The sequence below is a fragment of the Pseudomonas sp. P5_B3 genome (assembly GCF_056400405.1).
Window position 1 is genome coordinate 1 of record NZ_JBFULI010000026.1, and the last position, 12,327, is coordinate 12,327.

Sequence of the window (12,327 nt, forward strand, 5' to 3'; positions counted from 1 at the left end):
GCTGCGACCACACGCAATACTTCCATGCCCTGACCGTCGCCGAGGTTGACGTCCAGCAAGACAACATCTGGCGGTTCACGCCGAATGGCGACGATGGCGGCCGTTGCGCGGTGGAACACCCCGGCAAGTGACAGGCCAGCGATCCTTGGCGACACCGTGCGCCTCAGTGCTGGCACGGCGTTCGAATCCTCAACGACAAACAGACGCAAAGGGCCTGAATATCTGGCTGGCATCAGTGCAGTCAATGGTTCTGTGCTGGTGACCTGCATGATTTCACCTCTCTTTTTTGACATAGCTGTACAAGACGCTGACGAAGACAACTCCACTCAGCGGACCAAATCTTGCGCAGGGGGAAATATGCTCGAGTAGAACGAAACCGACTATCGACGTTAGCGGGACATCTTTGTGGAGATATCGGCCAAGAGCTTGTAGTGATTCCACTACAAGCAGGCTGGAACGGGTGACGGGGCGCTCTAACTCAACAGGCCGTTTTCGAGCGCATAGCGGGCCAGTTTCGCGTTGCTGTCCATCCCGGTTTTTTCCAGGATGCGTGCCCGGTACGTCGTGACGGTACTCGGGCTCAAGTGCAATATCTGCGCGATGCGGACAATTCGCTCGCCTGAAGCGAGGAGCTTCAGGACTTCAAGTTCCCGGTCGGATAGCGCTTCGTGGGGTGCCTCGTCGCCTCTGCCGATAGCGTTGACCAGTTTTTCTGCCAGCTCTGGACTGACGTGCTTGCCGCCTGAGGCCACCTTGCGAACTGCCGTAACCAGGGTGGCTGCGGAAATATCCTTGGTGAGGTATCCCGCTGCGCCGTGCTTGATTGCGCGTAACGCATAGGCCTCGACCGAATGCATGCTCAACATCAGAATCGCGAGCTTGGGCTTCTCTGCACGCATGAGCTTGAGGAGTTGGAGGCCGGTTTTATCGGGCAGCTGAATATCTACCAGCGCCACGTCGAAATCCTGCTCCCGGACCAGGCGCATGGCGTCTTGTGCCGTCTCTGCTTCGCCCGTTACGTCGATCTCGCCGGCAGTCTCCAGCATGCGTCGCACGCCGTTACGCACGATGCTGTGATCGTCCACCAGCAAGACTCTGATTTTTTGGTCAGTCATCTGTATTTTCCATTCGGCAGTGGCCAGCAAGCCATGGAATCAGCTGCAGAGTTTGACGTTAGCAGGCACAGAGCACACTTGCACTTTTGCCTCAGGCATTGGTGCTCGCTTCTCCGCACAGCGGGTGCAGGCGGTTGGAATGGCCTGTTCCCGGCCAATTTCCCCAGGCTGCGGGGCATTGCGCCAACCTTGCTAATATTTCGTAAGCCAACGCTCAGTTCTCAGCATGGTCAATACTGCAATGCCGGCTCCTGCATGACGCCTTGCGCGTGGCATCCATTTTGACTGGACATAGACATGGCCACAGTAACGACACCAATCGAAGTACTCGACATGAAGACGTTGCTGACAGCGCTGAAGGCGTTGCGCAATGGTGACTTCACCAAGCGTATGCCGGATGACTGGACCGGCATGCCGGGCAAGATCGCCGACACGCTCAACGAGATCATCGACATGGCGGCCGACACCGCCACCGAATTCGAACGCGTGGCGCGACTGATCGGCAAGCAGGGCAAGGTCGATGAGCGTATTCAATTGCCGATGATGAAAGGCTCTTGGCAAAAGATCGTCAACTCGAGCAATGCGCTCACCAGCGACCTCATCAGCCCGATGAACGAGATGATTCGCGTTATCGATTCGGTTGCCGAGGGTAATCTGAGTCAGCGGGTACCACCGGTACTCAACGGCCTGAAACTGCGGGGCCAGTTCCTCAAATCCGCCGGGATCGTGAACACCATGGTGACTCGACTGGGCTCCTTCGCTTCGGAGGTGACCCGCGTGGCGCGTGAAGTCGGCACTGAAGGGATTCTCGGTGGGCAGGCCAAAGTCAAAGGGGTGTCCGGCACCTGGAAAGATCTGACCGACTCCGTCAACGACATGGCCGCCAACCTGACCACTCAGATGCGCAACATCGCTTACGTGACGACCGCTGTGGCCAAAGGCGATCTGGGCAAGACGATTACCGTCGAAGCCAAGGGCGAGATTCTCGAACTGAAAAACACCATCAACACGATGGTCGACCAGCTCTCGAGCTTCGCCTCGGAGGTGACCCGCGTGGCGCTGGAAGTCGGTACCGAAGGCAAGTTGGGCGGTCAGGCGGAAGTGCGCGGCGTATCAGGCACCTGGCGCGACCTGACCGAATCGGTCAACGGCATGGCGGCCAACCTGACCACCCAGGTGCGCAACCTCGCACAGGTGACGACCGCGGTGGCGCGCGGCGACCTCGGCAAGAAAATTACCGTTGAAGCCAAGGGCGAGATTCTCGAACTGAAAAACACTATCAACACAATGGTCGACCAGCTCTCCAGCTTCGCCTCGGAGGTGACACGCGTCGCGCTGGAAGTCGGTACCGAAGGCAAACTGGGCGGACAGGCCAAAGTGACCGGCGTGTCCGGTACCTGGAAGGACTTGACCAACTCGGTCAACGGCATGGCGGCCAACCTGACCACCCAGGTGCGCAACATCGCCGACGTGACGACGGCGGTGGCCAACGGCGACCTGTCGCGCAAGATCACAGCCGAAGCGCAAGGTGAAATTCTCCAACTCAAGGAAACCATCAACACCATGGTGGACCAGCTCTCGACCTTTGCCGACGAAGTGACGCGCATGGCACGCGAAGTGGGAACTGACGGAAAACTTGGTGGTCAGGCCAAGGTGACGGGTGTCGGTGGGACCTGGAAAGATTTGACCGACTCGGTCAACAGCATGGCGGCCAACCTGACCAATCAGGTGCGCAACATCGCCGACGTGACGACAGCAGTCGCCAAAGGTGACCTGGGGCGCAAGATTACCGTGGAAGCCAAGGGTGAAATCATGGAGCTGAAAAACACCATCAACACCATGGTGGACCAGCTCAACAGCTTTGCCGCCGAAGTGACGCGGGTGGCGCGCGAAGTCGGCACCGAGGGAAAGCTCGGGGGACAGGCGCAGGTGCAAGGCGTGTCCGGCACCTGGAAGGATTTGACCGAAAACGTGAACTTCATGGCAGCCAACCTGACCAGCCAGGTGCGAGGCATCGCGAAAGTGGTGACCGCTGTAGCCAACGGCGACATGAAGAAGAAACTGACACTGGAGGCCAAGGGCGAGATCGCCAAACTGGCCGACACCATCAACGGTATGACCGATACGCTGGCGCTGTTCTCCGATCAGGTGACCTCAGTGGCGCGTGAAGTGGGCGTCGAGGGCAAGCTGGGTGGCCAGGCCAACGTGCCGGGTGCTGCCGGCACCTGGCGCGATCTGACCGACAACGTGAACGGTCTGGCGGCCAACCTGACCAATCAGGTGCGCGCAATTGCCGATGTGGCGACTGCCGTGACCAAGGGCGATCTGACGCGTTACGTGGAGGTGGAAGCAAAGGGTGAAGTGGCGGAATTGAAGGACAACGTCAACGAAATGATCCGCAACCTGCGGGAAACCACGCGGCAAAACGCGGAACAGGATTGGCTCAAGAGCAATCTCGCGAAGTTTAACCGCCTGCTGCAGGGCCAGCGCGATCTGGCGGCAGTCTCCAAGATGGTGCTGTCTGAACTGGCTCCGCTGATCAACGCCCAGCACGGTGTGTTCTACATGATGAACGAGAGCCCGCCCGATCCTGCGAAACTCAAACTGATGTCCGCTTATGCGTACAAGGGCAACATCAATGTGAACGATGAGTGGCGGCTCGGCGAGGGCCTGGTCGGGCAATGCGCCTACGAGAAGCGGCGCATCCTGCTGACCGATGTACCCGCAGATTACGTCGCGATTTCATCGGGACTGGGTGCGGCCGCCCCGCTCAATATCATCGTGTTGCCGATCCTGTTCGAGAACAAGGTCAAGGCCGTCGTGGAAATGGCTTCGTTCACGCGCTACAGCATCATTCATCAAACCTTCCTCGATCAACTGGCTGAATCGATTGGTATCGTGCTCAACACGATCGAAGCCAATATGCGTACCGAAGAACTGCTCAAGCAGTCGCAATCGCTGGCGCAGGAGCTGCAAAGGCAACAGGAAGAATTGAGACAGACCAACGAGGAACTGGAGGACAAGGCCGGACTGCTGGAGGAGCAGAAAGCCGAAGTGGAGCGCAAGAACCGCGAAGTCGAAATCACCAAGCTGTCGCTGGAGGAGAAGGCGGAGCAACTGATGCTGACCTCCAAGTACAAGTCCGAATTCCTTTCCAGTATGTCCCATGAGCTCAGAACGCCATTGAACAGCTTGCTGATCCTGGCCCGGCAGCTCAGCGACAACGCGGAGCACAATCTCACGCCCAGGCAGGTCGAATATGCCAAGACCATCCGTAGCGCGGGCAAAGACCTGCTGGAGCTGATCGACGAGATTCTCTATCTGTCCAAGATCGAGTCGGGTACGGTCACACTGGATCTGAATGAAGCGCTGTTCGCCGATCTGCACCACCAGATCGAACGCACCTTCCGGCCGGTCGCCGAAAGCCGGGGCCTGGACTTCACGATTGAACTGGCCCCTACCCTGCCCCCCTGCATCCGGACCGATGAAAAGCGCCTGCTACAGGTGGTCAAGAACCTGCTGTCCAACGCTTTCAAGTTCACTGAACAAGGCAGTGTCAAGCTCAGCATCGAACCCGCTGTGTCCGGGTGGAGCGTGGATCACAGCGAACTCAATAGCGCCGATGCGGTGGTTGCCTTCGTGGTCACCGACACCGGCATTGGCGTATCTGCCGACAAGCAGAAGCTCATCTTCGAAGCGTTCCAGCAGGCAGATACCGGAACCTCACGAAAATACGGCGGCACCGGCCTCGGTCTGTCGATCAGCCGCGAGCTCGCACACCGGCTGGGCGGTGAGCTGCGGCTGATCCCCGGTGAGATCGGCAAGGGCAGTACTTTCGCGCTGTACGTGCCCTTGCGTACACAGGATGCCCAGCATCAGACGCTGGACGAATCAGCGACAGAGGCAGTACCTGGCCAAGTCAGGCGCGACCCTGTGTCAGACCCGTCTGTACAGATACCGGACGACCGCGAGTCTGTCCAACCCGGGGACCAGGTGCTGCTGATGCTCGAGGGCGACACCCGATTCGCCAGCATTCTGCTCGAGGCCGCGCACCACGAGGGGTTCAGGGCTATCGTCACGACCCGTGGCGCGGATGCACTGGAGCTTGTCGAACGCTTCAAACCCGCCGCGATCACTCTGGACCCGGGCCTGACCGACATCGATGGTTGGTCGCTACTCGAGCAGTTCAAGCGCAATTTCGCCACGCGTCACATCCCGGTCCAGATCATCTCGATCGCTGACGATCACACACGCGGGCTGCGCTATGGCGCTTTCGACTATCTGCTCAAACCGGTCACAGCCGACGAGATTCAAAATGCGCTGGTGGGCATCGTGGCATTCGCTCGGCGCAAGACCAGGAATCTGCTGCTCATCGACGGCGACGAAGGGAGCCGCGCCCGTATCCTCGATCTACTCGGCAATACCGATGTGAAGATCGCAACGACCGGCAGCGGCGCGCAAGCCTTGAACAAACTGGCAACGAAACGCTACGACTGCATGGCAATCAATCTCAAATTGCCCGACGTATCCGGCATCGGGTTTCTCGAGGCGTTGCAGGAAGACCACGCCATGCGTGAATTGCCGATCGTCGTCTATGGTGTAGAGACACTGACCAAGCCGGAACGCGAGCGTTTCAGGACACTGCTCGGCAAGGGCGTCATCAAGGCAGTTCAATCGCCCGAGCGCATACTCGACGAAACCGCGCTGTTTCTACACCGCGTCGTAGCCAGTCTGTCGCCGACCCAGCGCAAGATGCTGGAAAAACTCTATCAGGGATCAGACAGTCTCGAGGGTAAAAAGGCCCTGGTGGTCGACGATGACGTGCGCAATATTTTTGCCCTGACCAGCGTGCTCGAGTGCAACAAAATGCTGGTGGCCACGGCCGAAAACGGCCGAACCGCCATAGAACTGCTGCAGCAGCAGCCCGATACCGACATCGTGTTGATGGACATCATGATGCCCGAGATGGATGGCTTTGAAACCATGCGCCAGATCCGTACATTCAAAAGGTTTGAAACCCTGCCCATTATTGCGCTGACGGCAAAGGCGATGATGGGTGACCGTGAAAAGTGCCTCGAGGCAGGAGCATCGGACTATGTCAGCAAGCCGGTGGATACCGACCAGCTGCTGTCACTGATGCGCAAATGGCTCTATCGATGACGCTGTACCGCGCTCATTGCGGCCAGCGCAAACCGAAGTGGCAAAAATGAAGTGGCATAAATATGCAGGAACCCCCGGCATTCAAAGAGAGAGCCCAGGTGCGGCAAGCGCTCCCGCCTGATGGCGTACCAGCATCCGTGTTGCTGGTGGATGACAATCCCGGCAAGCTTACGGCGCTCGCCGCGGTGATTGCCGACATGGGCCTCGATGTTGCCACGGCGACCTCCGGGCGCGAGGCGCTGCGCCTGCTATTGCAGCGCGACTTCGCCGTCATTCTGCTCGACGTGAAAATGCCCGTGATGGACGGTTTTGAAACCGCGGCACTCATTCACGGCCGCCCGAAATCGGCCCACACGCCCATTATCTTCGTCACGGCGGAGGCCGATACGGATTCCGAGCGTTTCCGCGGTTATACGTCCGGCGCAGTGGATTACATCTTCTCGCCGATTGTGGCCGAAGTTCTTCGCGCCAAGATCCTGGTGTTTGTCGACCTGTACTACTTGCAGCGCAAACTGACGATGCAGGCCGAAGAACTGCTGCAATCGAAGCTGCAGCTGCGTGAACTGGCCGCCTATCAGGAGCGCATCAAGGAAGAAGAGCGAAAGCGCATCGCACGCGACATCCATGACGAGCTGGGGCAAAGTCTGCTGGCATTGCGAATTGACGTCTCCATGTTGCAGGCGCGCACCAGTACCCGGCACCCCAAGCTCAACGAAAAGGTCAGCGACGCCCTGAATCACCTCGATTCAGCCATCCGCAGTGTCCGCAGCATCATCAATGATCTTCGACCGCCCGTACTCGATCTGGGACTACAGGCAGCGATCGAGTGGCAACTTGAAGAGTTCCGGCAGCGCAGCGTGATCGATTGCACGATGTCGGTGAAAGACGAGAGTTTGCGTTGCGATCTGAATGAAAAATCCGCCACGACTCTGTTTCGCATCGTGCAGGAATCGCTATCGAATATTGCCCGGCACGCGCAAGCGACACAGGTGCATATCGAACTCTACCGGGAGGGCCGCCGACTTTACCTGCTGATCAAAGACAATGGTGTCGGCATGACGGATCGCAAAAAATCGAACTCGTTCGGGTTGGTGGGGATGAAGGAACGCATCAGCATGCTCGGCGGCGAATTCACGATCGACAGCGCACCGGACAAAGGAACGAGATTGACGATATCGCTGCCACTCGACTGACGTGGCCATTTCTCTTGGCCCAGACACTGCGCACAATCGCACCCGTTATTGGGGGATATTCCCCGTCATCGGGGGTATTCATCCTGGCTGCTCCTACCTGCCTGAAGCCAGCAGACAAGGGGTATGCGGCGTAGAGCCATTAGTCACCTTCTTTCACTTTTGGCGGAAAATTTGCATCATCCTTATCCCGGTTCGAAATCAAACATTTCGCCAGCCGGGCCAGGAGCAGTGGCTCAATACCCATGTATTGCCGCGCGCTCCGAGGAATCGTCAGAGGTGTTTGCGATGAAACTGGATGCCGGAAGGCTGAATCCTAGTCCATTGTCCAAAACCAGGCTGGCGTTAAGTATCTCTGCTGCCGTGATCGTGTTTGGGCTGGGCTTGTCCCAGACCCGGGCAGCCCCCCTCGACAACACCGATCCACCGCCTCCTACCGACCCATCGGCGTTCACCAACCCGCCCGCCGACCCCAATGCCGCATTGCGGGACTTGCTCAAGCTGCCTCCCGCAAACGTGGGCGCCTTCGACTTGCCCAATGGAGTGGTCGGTAACCGCCAGACCCCCTTGGTCGACAATGTGCTGCCACCCGATCTGCAACCCAGCTTCAACATCCCCACTAACGGTAATGCCAGCCCGGTGTTCGGGGCTCAACCGTTCACCCAGAAGCTTGAACTGTTCGAGGAATTCGGCTCGAACAAACTGGATGCGACCGACCCGCCATCCCCGGTTCCATTTCCGGTTCCGACGCTGGGCCCCGCACCGGCGCAAGATCCATTGAACGTGGCACGTAGCGGCCCGTCTCCGGATGCGCTGGACGCCTTTCTCAGGCAGCCGGCATTGACGCCCTTCCCGACAGAGTTCTCCAATGTCCTGGACCGCAACCCCTGGAAGGCGCAGATCGAGCTTTTCCTCAATCGCCGAGTCGACTCGCCCGCAGAAGGCCGGCCACCGGGCAAAGGCTGGTCGCACCAGCGTTTCAATGAGTTTTTCCCGCGCGATGCCTTCAAGACTGTGCAAGCCGGCGCGCACGTCAACAGCGGCTTGCGTGATCGGATGCAACGGCATAACTACGCTGTGGGGGAATTTGCGCCCGGCGGGCTCTATCACAACACCAACGGCAACCCGGCCAACGAGGGCACCACCAAGGGCATTCAAGTGCAGTTCCACCCCAACTTGCCTGTCCAGGACCATAATGCGTTGTGGACATTCGACGGCACCTTTCCGCCCAAACTGCTCCTGGTACGCTATGGCCAAGCGATGCTGATGCGTCATTACGATGCCTTGCCCATTGACCCGTCGGCCAACCGGGGCTTTGGCCTGCACACCCTCACCACCCATGAACACAACGGCCACTCGCCCGCCGAAAGCGACGGTTTTACCAACGCGTTCTTCTTCCCAGGCCAGTACTACGACTATCGCTGGCCGATCCAGTTGGCCGGTTACGACACCATCAACACCACTGCCGAGGACCCACGGGCCGCGTTCCCGTGCGACCCCGGTGAAATCCTGTTCGTCAACGACGCCAGCCCCGGCTTCAAGACCTGCAACAACGGCACCATCAAGATCCGTGGCGACTGGCGCGAAACCATGAGCACCCACTGGTTCCACGACCACATGCTCGATTTCACCGCGCAGAATGTCTACAAGGGCAATGCGACGATGATGAACTACTACAGCGCCGTGGACCGTGGCAACGAGGCGGTCGACGACGGGGTCAACCTGCGCTTGCCCAGCGGTTCGGGGCTGGGGTGGGGTAACCGCGACTATGACGTCAACCTGACGATTGCCGACAAGGCCTGGGACCAGACCGGCCAGTTGTGGTTCAACCCCTTCAACACCGACGGCTTTCTCGGTGACCAGGTGCTGACCAACTGGGAGTTCAAACCCTTCCTGGACGTACGTGCCCGCCGCTACCGTTTCCGCATTCTCAACGGATCGGTTTCTCGCTTCTTCACGCTGGCGGTGGTGCGTCAGGTCAGTGGTAATGGTGGCGAGTTTCCTGGCCCGAACAACTCCGGAGTTTCCTATAACCGGGTGCCGTTCCACATGATTGCCAACGACGGCAATATCATGGAGCACGCGGTGCCGTTCGATGGCAGCCTGGACCTCGATGGCGACGGCGACACGCAGGACCACAATGCCATTCTGCCGATACTGGGCATTGCCGAGCGCTATGACATCGTCGTCGACTTCGCGACAAACGGCATCAGCCCGGGCGACAAGATTTTCTTCGTCAACATTGCGGAGCATGAAGACGGCAAGCGTCCGAAACGCGACATTCCATTGGCGGATGTACTCTCCGAGAAGTACCTGCCCGTGGTCAGGCAAACCAGCCACGGGCCACAGTGGGTCAACGGTGACCCGGGCGTGGGCCTGTTCCTGCAACTCAACGTCCAGCCTTACACCGGCCAGGATGTCAGCATGAATCCGGTCGACTTCGAGCCCGCCAAGCCTGGCAAGCCCGAGGGCAAGTTCATGATCCCCTTGCCCTTGCATCGTGATGACCCTGCGGATATCGCCCGGCTTGCCCAGGCACGGCACCGCACCTTTATCTTTGGCCGCTCCAACGGCACGGACTTCAAGCCCTGGACGATCAAGACCGATGGCGGCGAAGGCTTCGGTATGGACCCGCGGCGGATTTCAGCCGCGCCACAACTGGCCACTGGCCCGACACCGGCAGGGTTCAAGGGCGAAGGCACGCTGGAAGTCTGGAAGATCGAGAACGGCGGCAATGGCTGGAGTCACCCGGTGCATGTGCATTTCGAGGAAGGGATCATTCTCACTCGAGGTGGCAAACCACCACCCGAATGGGAAAAAGGAGCGCGCAAGGATATCTACCGTGTAGGCCGCGATTCCGACAGCCTCGACGATGTCGAAATGGCCATACACATCCGTGAGTTTGCCGGTACCTACATGGAGCACTGCCACAACACACAGCATGAAGACACGGCGATGCTGCTGCGCTGGGACTCTGAGCACCCGGGCCAGTTCCAATTGATGCCCACACCCTTGCCCAGCTGGGACGGCGTGAAATTCGTGAACTCGGTTGCATTACCGACATTCCGTACCGGAGATGGCGTCGGGCCACAGGTCGAGGTCAACAAAAACCCGTAAATAGCAGCAGCGGAGGCAAAGGCTAGCGTCGTCTATCAAACGGCTGTTTATGTCGTCAGCAAATGCACAGGCAACTTTTTTGCTGAAAATTCCCCTGTGGCTATGCCGCGAATTGGCTTTTTTCGAGGGGAAAATGGCAGTGCATTGACCTGGTTTGTTAACCCGGCCAAAGGCTTTTTTATGGCTGATTCGCTCAAAACCCCCGATGTCTTCCATGGAATCTGGAATAAAAGACGAAAAAAACGCCGGGGCTCTCGTCTGCCTTCCCATTCGCCGCAAACCCGGTAATGGTGCAGGCTGCACGATAAAAGATGGCAATGTGCAGCTAGCCAGGAACACTGCCGTTGGTCAGCAAAATTGATCAAGAAATGAACGGATACAGTTTTTTCGGTCAGAATACGCAGCAGGTGGCACGGGCTCTGAACCTCACCTGACCCCCAGAAGCGGAAGTTAAACCTCATATGCGCCAAGTGCGGATGCGGTTTTTTATTACCTGAAAATGGAAATAATCGAATGACTAAAAGTTCATTCGCCAAACTCGCTTTTATCTTGACAGCGTAATGCCGCAAGATAATTCAATTGAAACGGCTGAATCATAACTTCCGTCAGCAACGGCAAACTCTAATCACGCCGTCCTGAACGTCAGGTTGATTCACTGTTAGAACAAAGAGGTAGTCATGGAACTTAGTATTCTTACTTCACCAGTCGGGGAATATTTACGCCTGGGCGTTGTATATTTTCATCTTATCGCCTGCTGCGTGGCAATCGGGCTGGTTTTGACCAGTGACATTGCAATGGTCAAGCAACTCCTGAAGGGCGATGCGTCAGGTCACCACGATGACGCGCACATGGACAGTCTTCAAAAGACCGTATCGCTTGCACTTGTCTGGCTCTGGATTACAGGCATTGCTATTGTCGGGATCGATTATGCCGGCAAGGGGATGGAGTATTTCCTCAATCCAAAGTTACAAGCCAAAATCGGCATCGTTGTGCTGTTGACCATTAACGGCTTCGTGTTGCATCGCGCTGTATTGCCGGCGCTGAAGAAAGCCGGTTCGTTACTGAAACTCTCCTTCAGCCTGCGCATGCTGGCGCTGTTCTCGGGCGCGTTCTCTGGCGTGTCGTGGTTCTATGCCGCCATGCTGGGTGTTGGTCGTCCGCTGGCCTGGAAGTACTCGCTGGTGGAGTTGCTGGCAGCCTATCCGGTGCTCATCGTCGGCGGTTTCGGAATGATGGTACTGCTCACCGTCTGGGCAAAAAACAAAGACGCCGAAGCGCGCCAGGAGCAAGGCACCTGGACTCCAGGAAACGCCGCCCTGGCTGGCTGGTGAATCCAGGTTGAACAAGGACGTTCAGCGCTAACCCATGAATTCTGCTTTAACTGTTAAAAAATCTCACTTGAGGATACCCAAATGAAATCCATGAAAGTTCTCTTCGTAGTCGCCGCTCTGACCGCTTCTTCTCTGGCGATGGCCACAGGTGGCGGTGACCGGACCGTCGCACGCATGGAGTCGGCCCGGACCGTCTCGATGAAAGCCTTCCAGGTTGCCCAGAAACAGAAGGCTGAAGCCGCTGTCACTCAAAGCAAGGCCAAGGCAGCCGACCGCACCAACAGCTGATCTGTTGTGTCGAGTCCACAGTCCAAGCAGCCCGTCTCCACGGGCTGCTTCGTTTACAGGCCGTCGTGGCACGCGTTATCAGCTTTCATCTCCAATAAATTGCTTCATCGGTAAACGCCCCTCGCG

The 12,327-nt window shown here is 57.9% G+C and carries 7 protein-coding genes; 5 read left to right on the forward strand and 2 right to left on the reverse strand.

Translation table 11 applies throughout. The annotated features are described in order from the left end of the window. Nucleotides 1-473: 473 nt before the first annotated feature. The gene (locus AC1DRN_RS16295) at nucleotides 474-1,115 is read right to left on the reverse strand and encodes a response regulator (RefSeq protein WP_223460609.1); all 642 of its coding nucleotides are present in this window, start codon (nucleotides 1,113-1,115) and stop codon (nucleotides 474-476) included. A 297-nt stretch (nucleotides 1,116-1,412) separates the two neighbouring features. Here AC1DRN_RS16295 and AC1DRN_RS16300 point away from each other — a divergent pair, with 297 nt between their 5' ends. From AC1DRN_RS16300 to AC1DRN_RS16310, 3 genes are all read left to right on the forward strand, one after another. Next, a complete protein-coding gene (locus tag AC1DRN_RS16300; protein ID WP_223460611.1) occupies nucleotides 1,413-6,275 on the forward strand; it encodes a HAMP domain-containing protein in 4,863 nt (1,620 codons plus the stop codon). A 62-nt stretch (nucleotides 6,276-6,337) separates the two neighbouring features. Next, nucleotides 6,338-7,468 (forward strand): ATP-binding response regulator, encoded by a 1,131-nt coding sequence (locus AC1DRN_RS16305; RefSeq protein ID WP_223460613.1) that lies wholly within the window; start codon nucleotides 6,338-6,340, stop codon nucleotides 7,466-7,468. A 285-nt stretch (nucleotides 7,469-7,753) separates the two neighbouring features. Next, entirely contained in the window at nucleotides 7,754-10,582 is a 2,829-nt protein-coding gene (locus AC1DRN_RS16310; RefSeq protein WP_223460614.1) for a multicopper oxidase domain-containing protein, read from the forward strand. A gap of 47 nt (nucleotides 10,583-10,629) precedes the next feature. Here AC1DRN_RS16310 and AC1DRN_RS16315 read toward each other — a convergent pair whose 3' ends face one another. Next, a complete protein-coding gene (locus AC1DRN_RS16315; RefSeq protein ID WP_457266044.1) occupies nucleotides 10,630-11,151 on the reverse strand; it encodes a hypothetical protein in 522 nt (173 codons plus the stop codon). A gap of 108 nt (nucleotides 11,152-11,259) precedes the next feature. Between AC1DRN_RS16315 and AC1DRN_RS16320 the strand changes: the two genes are divergently transcribed. Next, nucleotides 11,260-11,913: a hypothetical protein gene (locus AC1DRN_RS16320; protein WP_223460618.1), complete on the forward strand. Its 654-nt coding sequence runs from the start codon at nucleotides 11,260-11,262 to the stop codon at nucleotides 11,911-11,913. Between the two features lie 81 nt (nucleotides 11,914-11,994). Then, on the forward strand, nucleotides 11,995-12,201 hold the full coding sequence (locus AC1DRN_RS16325) for a co-regulatory protein PtrA N-terminal domain-containing protein (RefSeq protein WP_223460620.1): 207 nt from the start codon (nucleotides 11,995-11,997) through the stop codon (nucleotides 12,199-12,201). Nucleotides 12,202-12,327 lie beyond the last annotated feature (126 nt).